The organism is Candidatus Beckwithbacteria bacterium, from assembly GCA_026397255.1.
GTDB lineage: Bacteria > Patescibacteriota > Microgenomatia > UBA1400 > CG1-02-47-37 > JAPLVF01.
On sequence record JAPLVF010000013.1, the window covers coordinates 208,956 to 227,547 of the forward strand.

At 44.7% G+C, this 18,592-nt stretch carries 17 protein-coding genes; 2 read left to right on the top strand and 15 right to left on the bottom strand.

Features of this window, described 5'->3' with window-relative positions; translation table 11 throughout:
- The 8 genes from rplB to NTZ93_03670 all read right to left on the bottom strand — a co-directional run bounded on the left by rplB (nucleotide 1) and on the right by NTZ93_03670 (nucleotide 7,062).
- Nucleotides 1-828: a 50S ribosomal protein L2 gene (gene rplB / locus NTZ93_03635; GenBank protein MCX6816931.1), complete on the bottom strand. Its 828-nt coding sequence runs from the start codon at nucleotides 826-828 to the stop codon at nucleotides 1-3.
- Entirely contained in the window at nucleotides 825-1,142 is a 318-nt protein-coding gene (gene rplW / locus NTZ93_03640; GenBank protein ID MCX6816932.1) for a 50S ribosomal protein L23, read from the bottom strand. Before rplW ends, rplB begins: the two co-directional genes overlap by 4 nt.
- A complete protein-coding gene (gene rplD, locus NTZ93_03645) occupies nucleotides 1,132-1,764 on the bottom strand; it encodes a 50S ribosomal protein L4 (GenBank protein ID MCX6816933.1) in 633 nt (210 codons plus the stop codon). Before rplD ends, rplW begins: the two co-directional genes overlap by 11 nt.
- Complete coding sequence (gene rplC, locus NTZ93_03650) at nucleotides 1,751-2,338, bottom strand: 50S ribosomal protein L3 (protein ID MCX6816934.1); 588 nt, start codon at nucleotides 2,336-2,338, stop codon at nucleotides 1,751-1,753. The genes rplD and rplC overlap by 14 nt, the downstream gene beginning before the upstream one ends.
- Nucleotides 2,339-2,343: 5 nt before the next feature.
- The gene (rpsJ, locus tag NTZ93_03655) at nucleotides 2,344-2,652 is read right to left on the bottom strand and encodes a 30S ribosomal protein S10 (GenBank protein ID MCX6816935.1); all 309 of its coding nucleotides are present in this window, start codon (nucleotides 2,650-2,652) and stop codon (nucleotides 2,344-2,346) included.
- 70 nt (nucleotides 2,653-2,722) lie between these two features.
- Nucleotides 2,723-3,901 carry an elongation factor Tu gene (tuf, locus tag NTZ93_03660; GenBank protein MCX6816936.1) on the bottom strand — a complete coding sequence of 393 codons (1,179 nt, stop codon included), beginning with the start codon at nucleotides 3,899-3,901 and terminating at the stop codon, nucleotides 2,723-2,725.
- 50 nt (nucleotides 3,902-3,951) lie between these two features.
- A complete protein-coding gene (gene fusA / locus NTZ93_03665; protein MCX6816937.1) occupies nucleotides 3,952-6,129 on the bottom strand; it encodes an elongation factor G in 2,178 nt (725 codons plus the stop codon).
- 660 nt (nucleotides 6,130-6,789) lie between these two features.
- Entirely contained in the window at nucleotides 6,790-7,062 is a 273-nt protein-coding gene (locus NTZ93_03670) for a hypothetical protein (GenBank protein ID MCX6816938.1), read from the bottom strand.
- A gap of 143 nt (nucleotides 7,063-7,205) precedes the next feature.
- On the opposite strand from NTZ93_03670, the gene NTZ93_03675 reads away from it, so the two are divergent.
- Together NTZ93_03675 and NTZ93_03680 are read left to right on the top strand one after the other, a co-directional pair.
- Nucleotides 7,206-7,682 (top strand): hypothetical protein, encoded by a 477-nt coding sequence (locus NTZ93_03675; GenBank protein ID MCX6816939.1) that lies wholly within the window; start codon nucleotides 7,206-7,208, stop codon nucleotides 7,680-7,682.
- A gap of 8 nt (nucleotides 7,683-7,690) precedes the next feature.
- Nucleotides 7,691-8,197 (top strand): hypothetical protein, encoded by a 507-nt coding sequence (locus NTZ93_03680; protein MCX6816940.1) that lies wholly within the window; start codon nucleotides 7,691-7,693, stop codon nucleotides 8,195-8,197.
- 13 nt (nucleotides 8,198-8,210) lie between these two features.
- Here NTZ93_03680 and NTZ93_03685 read toward each other — a convergent pair whose 3' ends face one another.
- The 7 genes from NTZ93_03685 to mltG form a co-directional block, all read right to left on the bottom strand.
- Nucleotides 8,211-8,882, bottom strand: coding sequence for a hypothetical protein (locus NTZ93_03685; protein ID MCX6816941.1), 672 nt, complete (start codon nucleotides 8,880-8,882; stop codon nucleotides 8,211-8,213).
- A 71-nt stretch (nucleotides 8,883-8,953) separates the two neighbouring features.
- Complete coding sequence (locus NTZ93_03690) at nucleotides 8,954-9,469, bottom strand: VTT domain-containing protein (GenBank protein ID MCX6816942.1); 516 nt, start codon at nucleotides 9,467-9,469, stop codon at nucleotides 8,954-8,956.
- A gap of 57 nt (nucleotides 9,470-9,526) precedes the next feature.
- Complete coding sequence (rpsG, locus tag NTZ93_03695) at nucleotides 9,527-10,006, bottom strand: 30S ribosomal protein S7 (GenBank protein ID MCX6816943.1); 480 nt, start codon at nucleotides 10,004-10,006, stop codon at nucleotides 9,527-9,529.
- 5 nt (nucleotides 10,007-10,011) lie between these two features.
- Nucleotides 10,012-10,512: a 30S ribosomal protein S12 gene (gene rpsL, locus NTZ93_03700; GenBank protein ID MCX6816944.1), complete on the bottom strand. Its 501-nt coding sequence runs from the start codon at nucleotides 10,510-10,512 to the stop codon at nucleotides 10,012-10,014.
- Nucleotides 10,499-14,173 (bottom strand): DNA-directed RNA polymerase subunit beta', encoded by a 3,675-nt coding sequence (rpoC, locus tag NTZ93_03705; GenBank protein ID MCX6816945.1) that lies wholly within the window; start codon nucleotides 14,171-14,173, stop codon nucleotides 10,499-10,501. The genes rpsL and rpoC overlap by 14 nt, the downstream gene beginning before the upstream one ends.
- Nucleotides 14,166-17,468 carry a DNA-directed RNA polymerase subunit beta gene (rpoB, locus tag NTZ93_03710; protein MCX6816946.1) on the bottom strand — a complete coding sequence of 1,101 codons (3,303 nt, stop codon included), beginning with the start codon at nucleotides 17,466-17,468 and terminating at the stop codon, nucleotides 14,166-14,168. Before rpoB ends, rpoC begins: the two co-directional genes overlap by 8 nt.
- 184 nt (nucleotides 17,469-17,652) lie before the next feature.
- On the bottom strand, nucleotides 17,653-18,591 hold the full coding sequence (gene mltG / locus NTZ93_03715) for an endolytic transglycosylase MltG (GenBank protein ID MCX6816947.1): 939 nt from the start codon (nucleotides 18,589-18,591) through the stop codon (nucleotides 17,653-17,655).
- Between the last annotated feature and the right edge of the window lies 1 nt (nucleotide 18,592).

Consider the following 18,592-nt stretch of genomic DNA (forward strand, 5'->3'; position numbering starts at 1 on the left):
TTATTTTATCCGCCTGTCTTTAATAATAAATTTTTTAGAATAGCGCCGGCGGCTGCGAGTTTTTTTACCCAAGGTCTTTTTACCCCAAGGAGAAACCGGGGAAGGCCGGCCAATGCCGGATCGACCTTCGCCGCCGCCATGAGGATGGGAATTAGGATGCTGGGCAATCCCCCGGACAGTCGGTTTAATCCCTAAATGACGCTTCCGGCCGGCTTTGCCCAGCTTAATGTTTTTTAACTCCGGGTTAGAAACTTCGCCTATTGTAGCATAACAGCTCAGGGAAATTTGCCGGACTTCACCGGAAGGCAGTTTAATAATCGCTTGTTTGTCTTTACTCTGCAAAACCGCGGCATTGCCGGCAGAGCGAACTAACTGGCCGCCTTTATGGGGGGTAAGCTCCAAATTATGAACCAAGCTGCCAACCGGAATGTTGGTTAAGGGCAGGGCATTACCGGGTCTGACCGGAGCGGCCGGACCGGCAATCACTTCGTGGCCAATTTTTAGTCCCTGGGGGGCTAAAATATATCTTTTCTCGCCATCGGCATAAACTAAAAGGGCAATGTGGGCGGAGCGGTTGGGGTCAAATTCCAAAGTGACCACCTGGGCAGGAATATCCCGCTTATCGCGCTTAAAATCGATGACCCGATAAAGATGACGGTTTTGACCGCCTTGATGGCGGACGGTTAATTTTCCGGTATTATTCCGGCCGGCATGATAGGTTAAGGTCCTGATCAGGGTTTTTGGCGGCCGGACTTTGGATAAATAAGATAAATCCAAATCGGTCCGGTGGCGGCGGCTGGAAGTGATTGCCTTATGGTGTTTGATCATTGCTTCTTCTCTTTCTTAACTTTCTTTGCCTTTTTCTCTTCAGGCACAGCAAAGTATTCAATCATTTGGCCCGGTTTTAAAGTAACAACCGTCTTATGCTTGGCGGCCAGGGTAACAGAAAAACCTCTTTTACCGGTCCGGTGGCTTTTAGCAGCATTAGTTAACATCCTGACTTTAAGGACATTAACATTAAAAGCCTTCTCTACTAATTCCCTAACCTGGGTTTTGGTCGTCTCTTTTGAGACTCCAAAAGTAAATTGGCCAGATTGGGCCAAACGCATAGATTTTTCGGAAATTACCGGTTTAAGCAACATAGTGCTTTTCCAAAGCCTTAAGGGCTTCTTTGGTAAAAATTAAATGGCGGCTATTAAGCGCTTGATAGGTGTTGAGAGAGGTGGCTAAAGACAAGGTTAAATATTCCAGGTTAGCGGAGCCTCTTTTAATCGTCTGGTTAGTTTTATCTAACAGCAATAATAATTTCTTGGGGGATTTAATAAGGGCGTGAAAAATTTTATCAAACGCCTTGGTTTTGGCTTTAACTTTATCTAAACCGTCAACAACTAAAATTTCTTTATTTTTGAATTTGGTTGTCAGGGCGCTGAATAAGCTTAACTGTTTCATTTTTTGAGGAAATTTAAGGGTGTAATTTTGAGTGCCGGTCGGACCATGGGCCTTGCCGCCGCCGACAAAAATCGGGGCATTGCGGCTGCCGTGACGGGCACGGCCGGTGCCTTTTTGGCGCCACACTTTAGCCTTGGTAACGTCAACGTCACCGCGGCGTTTGGTCTGAGCATTAGCCAATCTTTGATTGGCAAGGTAAACCCGAACAGCTTGGGCCATTAAGTTTTGGTTAATTTTGGCCCCGAAAATTTTCTCGCTCACTGTTAAAGGTGTTAATTTTGTGCCACTGGTAGAATAAACGTCAATTTTTAACATGGGCTTTACTTAATTTAATTAATGAGTGACGGGCGCCGGGAACAGTGCCGCTGACGACTAAAAGATTGGTGGTGGTATCAAAACTAATCACGGTTAAGTTTCTGACACTAACGGTTTCGTCGCCCATGTGACCGGCCATACGATGACCTTTCCAAACCCGACCGGGTGTAGTTCTCATGCCGATTGAGCCGGGAGCCCGTTGACGGTCAGATTGGCCATGGGTTTGGCCGCCAACGCCTTTAAAATGATGGCGCTTAACCACACCGGCAAAACCCTTACCTTTAGAAATCCCGCTGACTTTAATTAGTTCGCCGGGCTTTAAGACATCAGCCAGTTTGATTTGATCGTTAATTTTAAGCTGGGGTTCTTCAGTCAGACGGATTTCGCGGCGCCAGAATTTATGGGCGGTTTTTGGCAGTTGACAGAGAATCGCCCAGTAACCGTCTTTGGCGACGGTTTTTACCTGGACGACAGTTAAAGGCAGGGCCTGAAGTTTAGTCACCACGCTTAAATTACCTTTTTCGTCAAAGACTTGAGAGGTTTCCAGTTTGGTAACAAAAAAGTCACTAATCATATGATTTACATCCTCACTTCAATTCCCACTCCGGCAGGCAATTCCAGATGCATTAAGCTGTCAATGGTTTTGTCGGTAGAATCGATAATGTCAATGAGGCGTTTATGGGTTAAAAGTTGAAAGTGCTCCCGGGCGTTTTTATCGGTAAAAGGGCTGGAGTTGACACAAATGAGTTTCCTTCTGGTGGGTAGAGGCACCGGTCCAATAACTTTAGCTCCGGTGGAAAGAGCCGTATCCAGAATTTTTTGGCAGCATTCATCGATGATCCGATGATCATATGATTTTAATCTGATACGTATGCGTCCTTTTGGCATAATATTTAAATAGCAAGATGAGCCCGAAGGCTCATCTTACCAGATTTTTTTTAAGAGTAAATACTGGTTTTTAAGCCAGAATTTTAGTAATAACTCCGGCACCGACAGTTAAACCACCCTCGCGGATAGCAAACCTTAAACCTTCTTCTAAGGCTACCGGCTGAATTAACTTGACGTTCATCTTGGCATCGTCGCCAGGCATGACCATCTCGACGCCTTTTTGCAAAGTCACGTCACCGGTAACATCGGTCGTACGGATATAAAACTGGGGTTTATAACCGGAAAAGAAAGGCGTATGGCGACCACCTTCTTCTTTACTCAAGATATAAACCTGAGCCTCAAATTCGGTGTGGGCCTTAGCTGAACCGGGCTTGGCTAAAACCTGTCCCCGTTCAACCTGGTCTTTTTCAATGCCGCGCAGCAAAATTCCGACATTGTCTCCGGCTAAACCCTCATCAAGCTGTTTTCTAAACATCTCGACACCGGTAACAACGGATTTTTTAGTTTCTTTAAGGCCGACGATTTCAATTTCCTCGCCAACTTTAATTTTACCCCGGTCAATCCGACCGGTAGCGACCGTGCCGCGGCCTTTAATCGAGAAAACATCCTCAACTGCCATTAAGAAAGGCTGGTCGGTCGCCCGTTTCGGCTCGGGAATGTATTCATCCAAAGCTTTCAATAAAGCTTCGATAGGCTTCTCAGCCTCCGGGTCACCCTGCAAAGCTTTTAAAGCTGAGCCGCGGATAACTGGGATTTCTTTACCGGGAAATTCGTACTTGGTTAAGAGTTCACGAATTTCCTCTTCCACCAAATCAATCATTTCTTTATCATCAACCGCATCACATTTGTTTAAGAAAACCACGATGGCCGGCACGTTAACCTGCCGGGCCAAAAGAATGTGCTCGCGGGTCTGAGGCATTGGACCATCAGTAGCGGCCACCACTAAAATCGCGCCATCCATCTGGGCGGCACCGGTGATCATGTTCTTGATGTAGTCTTTGTGACCCGGACAGTCAATGTGAGCATAGTGGCGTTTTTCAGTTTCGTACTCCAAATGAGTAATGGAAATCGTAATGCCGCGCTCACGTTCCTCCGGGGATTTATCGATGTCCTCGAATTTCATGGCCTGAGCCAGGTTTTTCTTGGCTAAATATTGAGTAATGGCCGCTGAAAGCGTGGTTTTACCATGATCGACATGACCAATAGTGCCCACGTTTAAGTGCGGTTTCGTGCGTTTGTAAACTGCCATAAAGCCTCCTAAATTAGATAATTAGATAAATAGATAGCTAGTTTCATATTTTAACGTCTTTTGGAAGATTTTTCATCTCCTGTTTCGGCCGAGCCGGGTTTGGCTTTGGCAATAATTTTTTGAGCAATATTATTCGGGACTTCTTCATAGTGGCTGGGCTCCATGTAAAAACTGGCCCGGCCTTGAGTCATGGAGCGTAAAATTGTCGCGTATTGGGGCATTTCCGCCAAGGGAACTTCGGCGTTAATAATTAAGACCCGACCGCGTTTGGCAGTCCCCAAAATCCGAGCGCGTTTTTTAGATAAATCGCCAATGACCTCGCCCATGAATTCTTCCGGTGAAGAGACTTCGAGCTTCATAATCGGCTCTAAAAGAACCGGATCAGCTTGTTTGACGGCTGACTGAAAAGCCATGGAGCCGGCAATTTTGAAGGCAATTTCCGAGGAGTCAACGTCGTGATAAGAACCGTCATAAACGGCCACTTTAACGTCGACTAAAGGAAAGCCGGCAATCACGCCATTTTCGGCCGCTTCTTTAGCACCTTTACCAATCGGGGGGATAAACTCGCGGGGAATGGAACCGCCGGTAATTTCGGAAACAAACTCAAAACCTTCCCCACGGGCTTTGGGCTCAACCCGTAGCAAACAGTGACCGTACTGGCCGTGGCCGCCGGTTTGCTTAATATATTTACCTTCAGCCTGGGCGGCTTTTTTGATGGTCTCTTTGTAGGCAACTTGCGGCTGGCCGGTATTGGCTTCGACATGAAATTCCCGCTTCATCCGGTCCACTAAAATGTCCAGATGCAGTTCGCCCATGCCGGAAATAATCGTCTGGCCGGTTTCGGGGTCGGATTTAATGGTAAAAGTCGGATCTTCTTCGCCAAGGCGGTTTAAGGCAAAGCCCATTTTTTCCTGATCGGCTTTGGTTTTAGGTTCGATCGCCAGGGAAATAACCGGATCGGTAAAGGTAATGCCTTCAAGAACAATCGGGTGAGCATCATCAGTTAAAGTATTGCCGGTGGTGGTATCTTTTAAACCAACCAGGGCGACAATTTCGCCGGAAAAGGCTTCGGGGATTTCCTCCCGGTCATTGGCATGCATTAATAACAGACGGCCGATGCGCTCTTTTTTATCTTTGGTAGAGTTATAGACATAACTACCTGATTTTAAAGTGCCTGAATAAATCCGGACATAAGTTAAACGGCCGACGTGCGGATCAGATTGAATCTTAAAAGCCAGGCCGCAGAAAGGCGCTTCGCTGTTACAAGCACGGATTTCTTCGACTTTGGTTTTAGGATTAGTGCCTTTAACTTGCCTAAGATCAACCGGGCTGGGCAAATACTCAACCACGGCATCCAAAAGCGACTGAACGCCTTTATTTCTTAAAGAAGAGCCGCAAAAAACCGGGACTAATTTATAAGCAATAACCGCTTTTCTTAAAGCGGCTTTTAACTCGACCATGGTTGGTTCTTCCGCGTTTAAGAATTTTTCTAAAAGTTTGTCGTCGTGTTCGGAAATCTGCTCAATTAATTTAGTCCGGTATTTTTTAACTTCAGTTTTCATGTCCGCCGGGATATCGACAATATCATATTTGGCGCCGGTTTCGTCGCCTTTCCAAATCAAGGCTTTTTGGTCCAAAAGCAAACAAATGCCTTTAAAGGTGTTTTCGGCGCCGATCGGCAAAGCCATGATGACGGGGTTGGCGCCTAAACGATCGCGGATGTCCTGCACCGTAGCCTGAAAATCCGCACCCAGTTTATCCATTTTATTAACAAAGCAAAGACGCGGGACTTTATATTTGTCGGCCTGATGCCAGACGGTTTCGGACTGACTTTGGACACCTTCTTCGGCATCCAAAACCGTAATGCCGCCATCAAGGACGCGTAAAGACCTTTCGACTTCGGCGGTAAAGTCGACGTGGCCAGGAGTATCAATAATGTTGATGCGGTATTCTTCCTGAGGGATAGCGCCGGGAAGAATGGGGGTCCAAAAAGCAGTGGTAGCAGCAGAAACAATGGTGATGCCGCGCTCGCGCTCCTGGGCCATCCAGTCCATTTGGGTAGTACCTTCATCAATGTCGCCGAGCTTGTAAGTCCGGCCGGTATAAAACAGAATCCGTTCGGTGGTGGTGGTTTTGCCGGCATCAATATGGGCAATAATGCCGATGTTGCGGATTTTATCCAAAGGCACATGGCGCTTATTGGCGGTATCGGTTTGCGTTAAAGTCATAAAAAATCGCTTCTTCTCAAAGCGATTAGCTTTCAAGAAAACTTGGTAAATTTATTAGTAAGGGAATTATATAAGAAAAAAGGGGGGTTGTCGAGTTGAGGACTTGACAATACCTTTACTGTCACATAATAATGAACTTTGTGCGGGGCAGCAATTTTCAAAGATGCGGCCAATCAACATCATGCTGGGATATAAAATCCTAGCGGATGAAGAATAAATCTTCGCCCTTGGTAAAACACTATTACCGGGGCGATTTTTATTATCACCACCATAATATCCTTTCTTACGGCCTTTAATTAACAAAAAGGTTGACCGTAAGTCCAAGACCGGCCTTAACCGTAAAAAGGATTGGGCAACGTTGGTCTGCTGCCCCGCATTAAATTCACTTTTTAAAGAACGTAGATTTTCTGGTTTTGCCAGATTTAGCAATAACACTACCTACAGTGCCAAAAAACATTATCCCCCCAAGGATAGTACCGTCAACTACCAATTTCTACTACAAACTATATCAGTTTATTTTTCCCTCAAGAAAAAGTGGGTTTTGAGGTTAAACAACAATGTTTTTTGCGTAATTTCTCTAGAGTTGAATACATTTTTTATTCAACCAGCATAAAAAGAAGAAATAATCCCCCTACAAGGATAGTCCTTGAAGGCTAAAAATTAAATATTAATTACTACTGGTTTGCCGCTTAATATTACGTCCATTGTTTCTCGTTTAATAATGGCGGCCATGTTTCCGTCTGGAGTTTGCACAAAAAAACCATCTCCGTCTCCAGCAAATCTAATATTTACACCGATCATTGATTCCCCTTGAGCTCTTTGCATTGTCACATTTTCAAAAAGAATGGGGGTGGGCTTTTTAGCTTGTTCCGGATTGGCGACTCCTATGGCTACTTGTTGATCACTAAGAGTTAGTTTCGGTTTTTCTGACATATTGGCCTGAATATTACTCGCTCATTCTGAAAAAAGCAAGCTCTCACCAATGTAAGGTACCGTACCTTATATGTATCCAATCTTGACATTTGTCGAGAAGAGAATACAATCTTTTATATCTCTGCCCGAAGCAGAGATTTTTTATGACAGATCAATGGCATGGTTTTACAGTTTCAGTAAGAACCCCAACTAGTGGCCAGGAACGGGAAAGCCACTCTTCGTGGCAAGAACAACCAACGGCTCGCTTTGGACATTACGAAGAAACGCTTTGGGAGCCAACTAAACCACAAGAGTTCTTAAAACCTCCGAAGGACACCGATTTTAGAGAAAGAGTTTTTGTTGTCTTTCTTAGTTCACAAGAACAACAGGAGAGGGGAAGTAAAGGAATAGCGATTGTCAGTCGCGGCCTGGCAGAAGTTTATTGCGGAGACGTAAAATTACTCTCTAGAGAAGAACCAATTATGAGAAAAGACGGGATAATTTTAATTCCCGGTCAAGCCTTCTATCCAAGCGTAAGAGCAGAAATACTTTTTGATAAACCGGGACAAGCAGTGGAGTTACAGATTAAAATCGGAGAGCAAACAGTAAAAGAAGTTAAGATTGTTAACAAATTTGTTTAGATTAGAATATGATATCTTTTCAAGTTTCTATAAAACAAGCGGCTGGGCAGGGAAGTGAAAGAGAAACAGTACCAGAGCCAATTTGGCAACCAGCAGAAATAGCTAAAAATAAAGGTAGAATTTGGAAACCAACGCAAAAAGGCGAATTTTTAGCTGACATCGGCCACCCAGAAGAAAGACAAGAAGAGGGAGTTTTTATTTTCCTCACTCCTCCTTATCAAGATCCAAGACTCAAAGGAATAAAAACAGCTCAAATTATCAGTCGTGGCAAAGCTGAAGTCTTTATCAGACAAGGCATGGGTCCAGATGGCAAATACACTAGCGAGCTATGCTTGATTGAACGTGATAGGCCAAAAGCAGTAAGCCCGGGAATAACAGTTGTCACAGACAGGGGTTTAGAATTTGAAAAACGGGCGCTAATCATCTTCCATAAATTAGGAGAAACGGCAGATATATTTCTTCGAGTGGACGGCAAGCTTACCGGAGAAACAAGAATAGAGTGTCAGGAAAAATAAAGAAGAAGTGAATTTAATCGGCAAATTGGAAAGTCCCGAGAATTTGATCGAAGGTAGCTAAGTTGGCTTTATAGTTATCACTTCCCTTGTCAGCTAACGGATAAACCAGATTAATTTCGTAAGTTTTATCTTGGTATTCAAAAGTCGGGCTGGAGTCACTGGCGCTAATTTCCCAAGAACCGGTGTTGGAATAAAGATTGTCACCGATATCTCTTTTATACAAATCCAGTCCGCTAACTTTAATCGGAGTGGAGGGGAATTGTTGTCCCCCGCCACTGACACCTTGAATATTGGCATAAATAGTAATAAGGTAATTATTTTCCGTGAGAGTCAGTTTGTTATTAATATCCACCGTGGCGGCGCTGTCATTAATTTGCCAAGCGCTGGGATATTTCAAAGAATAGCCCTGAGCCGGATTGGTGTAGGTTTGCCAGTCGGCAGTAATGTCCGGACTAGGACTAGCTAAGGCTGGGGCTGGACTGGGTGAAGATTTTAATTGAGTAATTTTTTGTTTAAGAGTTAAGTTTTGGTTGGCCAAAAAGGCGGTAACTCCAAACAGTAAAAAGACTAAAATAACCAAAAACCCGGAGGAAGATTTCTTAGGCGGTTCAGGAGTGAAAATAGGAAAATTGTCAGCCAAAGGCTGATGAGTCATTGGTTCAGAAGGAGGCAGTGTTTCTTCCATAATTTAGTTTAAAACATTTTAAAGTAGTCTACTAGTAGTAGGATTTAATATGTAAGGTACGGTACCTTACATTAGTACGCTACAGGTCGTGCTTTGCCCCAGATAGCAACGATGCCGGAACCTAAAAGCAAGAAGCGGATAAAACGACCGAGAAACATGGGAATGAAAAAACGTAAAAAAGGAACTTCGAGGTAGCCGGCAATGACGGCAATTAAATCAAACGGGAAAGGAATTAAGGCCCAGAAAAATATCGCCCAAGGGCCAAAACGGCGAATTTTGGCTTCAATTTTTTTAATTCTGGGGCCTCTTTTGATAACAATGTCACCGTTTTTACCAGCCAGCCAACTAAAACAATCATTAATCCCCATGCCCAAGGCGGTAAAGAAAGCCACCCAAAAAACATTAAAATGCCTCGAGAGAACGGGAATTAAAAAGATGCCGGGGCCAAAAAGATTATAAACAAAAATACCGGGATAGCCGAATTTAATAAACGGCCGGGGGTCGAAAACAACCACAAAGGCTAAAATAATAAAAATTACGCCTAAAATGAGGGTGAAGATTTTGAAAGGCTTGGATTGGAGAATCATTAATAACGATTATAACGGTTATAAAAATCATAACCACTATAAGGGGAGTCGCAATACTTACCAGCGAAAGTGAGAAAAAGCTTTGTTGGCTTCGGCCATTTTGGTCATCTGATTTTTCTTTTCCATGGCGCCGCCTTGGTTGTTGAGGGCATCTAAAAGTTCCGCGGCGAGCTTTTCACTAAAGTGATGAAATTCACGGTTGGAACGAGCGCGGGCGGCATTAACCACCCAACGAATAGACAGAGATTCGCGGCGTTCTCCCCGAACCGGAGTCGGCACCTGGTAGGCGGCGCCGCCGATACGCCGGGAACGAACTTCCATGGACGGTTTAACGTTATCCAACGCCTGGCGTAAAACCGTTAAAGCGTCTTGTTTGGTTTTTTGGCCAATAATCTCCAGAGTTTGGTAAATGTGTTTTTGAGCGATAGATTTTTTACCATCCCGCATAATCACGTTAATTAGTTTGCCAATCAAGCGATTCCCGTAAAGCGAGTCGGGAGCGTTAACACGTTTGGTAATTTTTCCTGATCGGCTCATATAATTTAAGCGGCTGGCGCTGGGGCCGCCGTCGCTGAAGCTTTGGCGGCCGAAGCAGGTTTAGCTCCGGCGGTGGCAGCAGCAGTACTGGTAGTAGCGCCGGATTTTTTAGTCCCGTATTTGGACCGGGAACTTTTACGGTTTTCGACGCCGGAGGTATCATACTTCCCTCTGATAATGTGGTATTTAACACCCGGCAAGTCTTTAACACGGCCGGCCCGAACCAGAACAATTGAGTGTTCGGCCAAATCATGACCGATGCCGGGAATGTAGGCAGTCACTTCCTGCTTATTACTCAAACGAACCCGAGCAACTTTTCGTAAAGCCGAGTTGGGTTTTTTCGGGGTCATGGTTTTAACCAATAAGCAAACTCCCCGTTTTTGGGGATTGACGGTGGCCACCATGCGCCTATCTTTAAGATTAAAGGTTTTGCGTAAAGCCGTCGCTTTAATCTTTTTAGCTAAAGGCCGGCGCGGTTTCCGGATAAGTTGATTAGTTGTTGGCATCTAATTTTGCCCTTTCTTCACTGGTAGGAATCAAGCGACCAATGATAACATTTTCTTTAAGACCTAAAAGTTTGTCAATTTTACCAGCGGCAGCAGCGTTAGTCAAAATACTACTGGTGTTTTGGAAAGAAGCGGCAGAAAGCCAAGACTCGGTGTGCAGCGAAGACCGGGTAATGCCTAAAACGACTTGCCGGGCGGTTGCCTCTTTGCCTTTATTGGTTTTAGCCTGTCCATTTTCCTCGGTAAGCCGAACTTTCTCGACATACTCGCCGATTAAAAGACCGGTGTCGCCGACAGTTTCCACCTGAACTTTGTCAGACATCTTGCGGATAATTACCTCAAAATGTTTGTCGTGAATCGGAATTCCCTGAGATTCATAAACACCCTGAATTTCTTCAATTAAATATTCCTGGGCACCGAGCAGGCCGCGGGTTTTTAATAAATCTTTGATATTTAAAGCACCGGAAGCTAAAGATTCGCCCACGCCAACTAAGTCATTATTTTTAACTTTTAAAACAGCGGTGAGAGGGACAAGATAAGTTTTGTCGGCCACGGTGACTTCATAACCATGACTGGTCTCTTTAATACTTACCTTGCCGCTAACTTCGGTAATGGGAGAAGCGGCTTTGGGATTGCGGGCTTCAAATAGTTCCTCCACGCGGGGCAACCCTTGAGTGACGTCGGAAACAACAATGCCGCCAAAGTGCTTAACGCGCATCGTCAATTGAGTGCCGGGTTCGCCGATGGACTGAGCAGCAATGACGCCAACAGGAGCACCGATAGTAACCGGTTTTTTGGTGGAAAAATCCCAACCGTAACATTGAGCACACATCCCGTATTTTGACTGGCAAGTTAAAGGGGAACGGATAATAACAGAGTCTACCTTGGCTTTAGTAATGGCTTCGGCCAACTCCTCATCAATTAGTGTCCCTTTTTTGGCAATAATTTTTTTAGTTTTGGGGTTAACGACGGGTTCTGCCAAAAAGCGACTGGTAATTCGGGTCGTAAAATATTGACTGCGGCGGCTACTGTTTTTAATGAGCAGGCCTGTTTTAGTACCACAGTCTTCCTGGCGGATAATCACATCATGGGCCACATCAACCAAGCGGCGGGTTAAGTAGCCGGCATCGGCGGTTTTGATGGCTGAGTCGGTTAAACCTTTACGGGAACCGCGCGAGGAGGTGACGTATTCAAAAATAGACAGGCCTTCGCGGAAGTTAGATTTGGTGGGCAATTCGACAATTTTACCTAAAGGGTCAACCACCAGTCCCCGCATGGCCGCCAATTGTTTAACCTGATCTTTAGAAGCCCGGGTGCCGCCGGAGTCAATGATTAATTTGACGGAGTTTTCAGCGGCAAAATTATTCCAGGTTTTGACGGCAATTTCGTCAGTAGTATCCATCCACAATTGATTGCTTAAACGGCGTTTTTCTTCCCGGGTAATCAAGCCGTTTTTATAATTTTCTTCAATTAACAGGGCTTTTTTGTTAGCCTCGGCAATCAATTTATCTTTTTCCGGGACAATATGACAGTCACTGACGGCGACCGATAAGCTAGAGGTCGTGGCAGCAGAAAAACCAAAATTTTTCAAGTCGTCAATTAATTTAACCATCTCTTCCGGTGTACACAAACCAATCGCTTTTTTTACCAAGGCCTTAATTTCGGCAGAGCGAATCGGCTGATTAAGGAAACGTAAAGTTTCCGGCAGAGCCTCATTGAAAAGAATCCGGCCGACGGTCGTATCAATGATTTTTTTATCCAGCCTTACTTTAATCGGTTGGCGGGGATTAAGCGAACCTGTCTGGTAGGCAAAAATGGCTTCCCGGCTAGAAGTATAAATCGTGGTGTTGACCGGCAATTGAGCGTCAATCGAAGTGAAATAATAAATACCCAAAGCCATTTCTTTATTAGGGAGGGTAATCGGCGATCCGTCGGCCGGTTTTAACAGATTGTTTTTAGGCATCATGTAGTCAATCGCCTCTTTCATGGCGTCTTTGGCTAAAGGCACATGAACGGCCATTTGGTCACCGTCGAAGTCGGCGTTGTAACCGGCACAAACGCAGGGATGCAGATGTATAGCATTGCCCTCAACCAAAACCGGGAAAAATGCCTGAATACCTAATTTATGCAAGGTCGGGGCGCGGTTTAAGAAAATCGGGTGATCTTTGATGACGTCTTCCAGGATGTCAAAAACTTCCGGCGGGCGGCGGTCTAAAACATTTTTGGCAGATTTAACGTTTGGGGCTAAGCCGCGATTAATCAGTTCGCGCAAAACATAGGGTTTAAAAATTTCCAAAGCCATAGTTTTGGGAATACCGGCCTGATTTAAAGTTAATTCCGGACCGACCACAATCACGGAACGACCGGAATAATCAACTCGTTTACCTAAAAGATTTTGCCGAAAACGGCCTTGTTTGCCGCGGAGCATATCCGCTAAAGAACGCAATTCTTTGATGCCGCGGCGGCGGGTGGCCCGAGCCTGAGAACTGTCAATAAGCGTGTCTACCGCCTCCTGAAGCATCCGTTTTTCATTACGTAAAATAATCTCCGGAGCGCCTAAATTAATTAAATGCTTTAAGCGATTGTTGCGGTTAATCACCCGGCGGTAAAGATCGTTGATATCCGAAGAGGCAAAATGACCACCGGAAAGCTGGACCATCGGCCGCAAATCCGGCGGCAAAACCGGCAAGGTGGTAGTAATCATCCAGGCGGGATCGATCGCGACTTTCTTAAACCCTTCCAAAATCCTTAAAACCTTAATGGCTTTAATTTGCCGCTGGCCGGAATAAGTTTGAATTTCTTCGCGATATTTGATTAAAAGTTTGTCAAAATCAATTTTTTTAATCAGAGATAAAATGGCTTCGGCGCCCATGCCAATCGTCATAAATTCCGCTGCCTGGTAATCGGCCAGCTTAAGATATTCTTCTTCGGTCAAAACCGTCTGCGGTTTAATTCTTTTAACTAAATCTTTAACGGCGTTAAAAACTTCTTTAGCGGTGTCTTTTTCGCCGGCAACGGTTTCGCGAATTGAAGCGATTTCCCGCTTGGTTTTTAAGTTAGCTTCATTAATTGCCAGTTCGCTTTGTTCTTTTGATTTAATTTTGGCCTTGACGGTTTTAACAGCTTCAACACCAATGGTCTGAGCGGCTTTAATATCACTAGTGGCTTTGGTGTCCAGTTCTTTAATTTTGGCGTCAAATTGTTTATCAAGATCGATAAAAACGGCTTTTTTGGCGTCTTTATCAACATCAATAACCAGGTATTTAGAAAAATAAATCACCCCGGCTAGATTACGTGGAGAAATGTTTAAAAGCAGAGAGAGGTGAGAAGGAGCGCCTTTGAAAAACCAGATATGGGCAACCGGACAGGCCAAATTAATATGACCCATGCGTTCGCGGCGAACACGGCTTTGGGTGACTTCGACACCACATTTATCGCAGATAATGCCGCGGTAGCGGATGCGTTTATATTTGCCGCAGTAACATTCCCAATCTTTGGTAGGCCCAAAAATACGCTCACAAAATAAACCATCTTTTTCCGGCTTCAGGGTACGATAGTTGATGGTTTCCGGTTTTAAAACTTCACCGTGTGACCAAGACCGGATCACTTCGGGCGAAGCCAGCTTAATTTGAAGGGTGGAAAAGTCAGTTAATTTACTCATTTTTGGCAGCCTCTTCTTTTTCTTTAATTTCTTCTTTGGTCTCTTCTAAGTCTTCGTCTTTAACTTCTTCGACTAACCCGCCGGGAATAATATTTAAGCTTAAACTTTGCAGTTCTTTAACTAAAACGCGGAAAGATTCCGGAATCATGGCTTCGGGAATATCCAGGCTTTTGACAATCGCCTCAAAGGCCTTGGCTCGGCCAACAACATCGTCGGATTTAATCGTTAACATTTCCTGAAGGGTGTGAGCCGCCCGGTGGGCCTCCAAAGCCCAAACTTCCATTTCCCCCAGACGCTGACCACCCATTTGGGCTTTACCACCGAGAGGCTGTTGGGTGACTAGAGAATACGGCCCGGTGGAGCGAGCGTGAGTTTTATCCTCCACCATGTGGATTAACTTAAGAATATAAGCGACACCAACAGCTGTTTGATTAGAGAAAGCTTCGCCGGTGCGGCCGTCAAAAAGTTGAATTTTACCGTTAACCGGCAAGTTGGCTTTTTTCAATTGTGCGGTAATCAAGGCTTCATTAATCGGTTCAAAAACCGGCAAGGCGACTTTATAGCCGAGTTTTTTGGCAGCCCAACCCAACTGTGCTTCCAAAAGCTGACCTAAATTCATACGGGCAAGCACTGATAAAGGAGAAATAATAATATCGACCGGGCTCCCATCGGAAAAATAAGGCATGTCGGCAGCGGGAACAATTTTAGAAATAACGCCTTTATTACCATGACGGCCGGCCAGTTTGTCACCAACGACAATTTTACGCATTTGAGCGACCTGAACAACTACTTTTTTAATCACGCCTGGGTCAAGTTCGTCTCCTTTATCGCGATCAAAAATTTTAACTTCGATAACTGTGCCGCCTTCACCGTGGGGTACGCGCAGAGAAGTATCACGGACTTCACGGGCTTTTTCGCCAAAAATTGCCCGTAACAACCTTTCTTCGGCAGTTAACTCCGTTTCTCCCTTGGGCGCAATTTTACCAACTAAAATATCATTGGGTTCCACCTGACTGCCAATGACCACAATGCCATCTTCCCCCAAATTAGCTAATTCAGTTTCGCCGACATTAGGAATATCCCGGGTTAATTCTTCTGGGCCAAGCTTAGTGTCCATGATTTTAGCTTCATATTCGTTAATCATGACTGAGGTTAAAATGTCTTCTTTCACCAAACGGTCGGAAATAATGACGGCGTCTTCATAACCCAAACCCTCATAACTCATATAAGCGATGGTGAGGTTTTGTCCGAGCGCCAACTCGCCGTGATCAGAGGCGGGAGCGTCAATAATCAAATCGCCGGCTTTTACTTTATCGCCAACCGCCACTAAGGGTTTTTGAGAGTAGCAGGTAGATTGGGTAGTGCGACTAAATTTAACAACCTGATATTCAATTTCGTTACCAGAAATAATAATACTTTCCGGTAAATTATTTTTGAGGTTTTTCAGTTTAACCACATCTTTGGGCGCGGTTTTAACACAAACTTTTTCACTATCGACGTAAGTGACGGTCCCGGAAACCAAAACAGTAACATTACGCTTCATGGCGGCGACTACGGCGGTTTCCATGCCCGTGCCGACGATCGGCGCTTCGGGATTAACTAAAGGCACTGCCTGACATTGCATGTGTGTCCCCATCAGGGCACGGTTCGCTTCATCATGAGCAATAAAGGGAATTAAGGAAGCGGAGGTGCCGACCACTTGACGGGGAACAACATCAATGTATTCAATTTGTAAAGCAGGCGCCTCAATAAATTCGGTTTGGTAACGGACGGCAACCCAATCTTCAAGAATGTAACCCTTATTGTCAATTTTGATACCGGCGTGAGTAATATAGTGATTTTCCTCTTCGTCCGAGGCCAAATAAACAATTTCATTACTTACCCGCCGATTGGTAACTTTGCGGTAAGGAGTTTCCAAAAAGCCGTATTGATTCACCCGGGCATAAAGGGCCAAATAAGTAACCAAGCCAATGTTCGGACCCTCGGGAGAGCGAACCGGACAAATGCGGCCGTATTGACTGCTATTAATATCCCGCATAGAAAAAGAGGCACGTTCGCGGGTAACACCACCCGGGCCCATAACCGACAGGCGGCGCAAGTTGTCAATTTCTGATAAAGGATTGGTTTGATCTAAAATAGTCGAAAGGCGGTTGCGGCGGAAAAAATCAGAAACAGCGGCAATCACCGGCCGAGGGTTAACTAAAGTGCTGGGAGTAACTTCTACGTCGGCCTTAGACAAACTCATTTTTTCCCTAATGGACCGTTCCAGGCGTAAAAGCCCCACGCGAAAAGCGCTGGTAACGACCAGCTCGCCGACGCGGCGAACCCGGCGGTTCGATAAACTATCAATGTCATCAACCCGGCCGACGCCGTTTTGCAAACTAATTAAATATTTAATCGTGGCAATAATATCTTCGGGGGTTAAGACTCGAGTATTCAGGTCAACATTAAGTTTTAAGCGGCGATTCATTTTGTAGCGGCCAACATCGCCGAGGTCATAACGTTTAGGATCAAAAAACATTCGGCGCAAAAGCTCTTTGGCGTTGTCCAAAACTGCCGGTTCACCTGGGCGCATTTTTTGATAAATTTCAATTAAGGCCTCTTCGTGAGTTTTGGCAGAATCTTTTTCCAGGGTCGACAAAATATAAGAGTGTTTTTGGTCGGTGTCCACGTCGCTAAAAAGTTTTAATAATTCTTCATCATCAAATGACTTGCAGGCGCGCAGTAAGGTGGTAGCAGGCAATTTACGATGACGGTCGATTTTAACAGAAACGGTATTGTAGCGGGAAATGTTAACTTCCAGCCAAGAACCGCGCAAGGGTCTTAATTCAGCCTGATAAAGATTCCGGCCGGTAGATAAATCGACTATGCCTGAAAAGAAAACGCCCGGAGACCGAACCAATTGGCTAACAACAGAGCGTTCGATGCCATTAATAATAAAAGTGCCGATATCCGTCATCTGAGGAATATCGCCCATGAAAACTTCCTGCTTGGTGACTTCGCCGGTTTGGAGGTTGGTTAACCTAGCTTTAACTTTTAAAGGGACTTCATAGGTTAGGCCTTTTTTAATTGTCTGGCTGGCCGAATATTTAGGCTGGCCGATGGAATGTTCACCGAATTCCAAGCGCCAATTTTTACCGGTAAAATCATCAATGGGCGAAGCGCTTTCCAGGGCTTCTTTAATTCCCTGATTTAAAAACCAATTATAAGAATCTTTTTGGACGTCCAACAAATTTAACTGAGGCAAATTGGTGGGCTGAGTTTTCCAAAATTGTCGTTGGTTGGGTTTAATCATGGCAAAAATTTAAACACAAAAAACGGGCGGCAAACCCGTTTTATCTTGAAAAAATAATTAATTGTCAATGTTAAGACTAGAAAAAAGCACTTGGTTTCCTTGTTTAAGGCGTAACTTGGAAATTGACGAACGAAAACCCGCCTGATACCTTAACAGGCTAGGATAAGGGTAATATAGCAAATAATTAAGGATTGTCAACAAGCAAATACTTAGCAATGTTGACGTTGTGCTCGGACAGAGTGGCGGCGTAGTGATTATAACCGGAAGAATCAGAAACGTAATATAAGTAGTTCGTTTGGGCTGGATTAAGGGCGGCTTGAAGACTGGACAGACCGGGGTTGCAGATGGGCCGCGGGGGTAAACCAGGATTTAAATAAGTGTTATAAGGCGAGGCAATTTTTAGATTATCATGAGTTAAATCTTTCGGCCACCAATTACCGGTTTTGCCTAAAACATATTGTACGGTGGCATCAACCTGCAGGGCCAGATTAATTTTTAAACGATTGTGGAAAACGCTACTAACTAAGATTCTGTCTGCTTCGTGTTTGGCTTCCCGCTCGATTAAGGAGGCTAAAATAATCATTTGTTTGTCCTGAGTGGAACTTTTTGATTTAAAAGTGTCCACTAAAAGATTAACAATGTCTTCGACAGAGGCAGATTGAGGAATTAAATAAGTATCAGGGAAAAGTTGGCCTTCATAGGGTTTGGCGGCCAAGATAAAATCCTGCGGGATAAGTGAAGATTTGGCGGCTAAACGTTCGGCATACTCCTCGACCCGCAAGCCCTCGGGAAAAGTAATCCAGTAGTCCAAACTGCCGTGAGTTAAAGATTCAATAATCTGCTCTAAGTTCATTGAGGGCGATAAACGAAAGTCGCCGGCTTGGAGTTTGGCGCTTAAATTTTTCTGGTCAACCAACAACCGAAACACCAGCTCATTTTTAATAAAACCGGATTGCTTTAAACGACTGGCAATAATTTTAGCCGACTGGCCCTGAGGCACCACAAAAACTTGCGGAGTATTATTTTTTGGATTAACCGGCTGACTGGCCCAAGACCAATAAATAAAAACTAGTAGGGAGCCAAGAATTAGCGCTAAGATAACGCTAAAAAATCTCTTAATCATG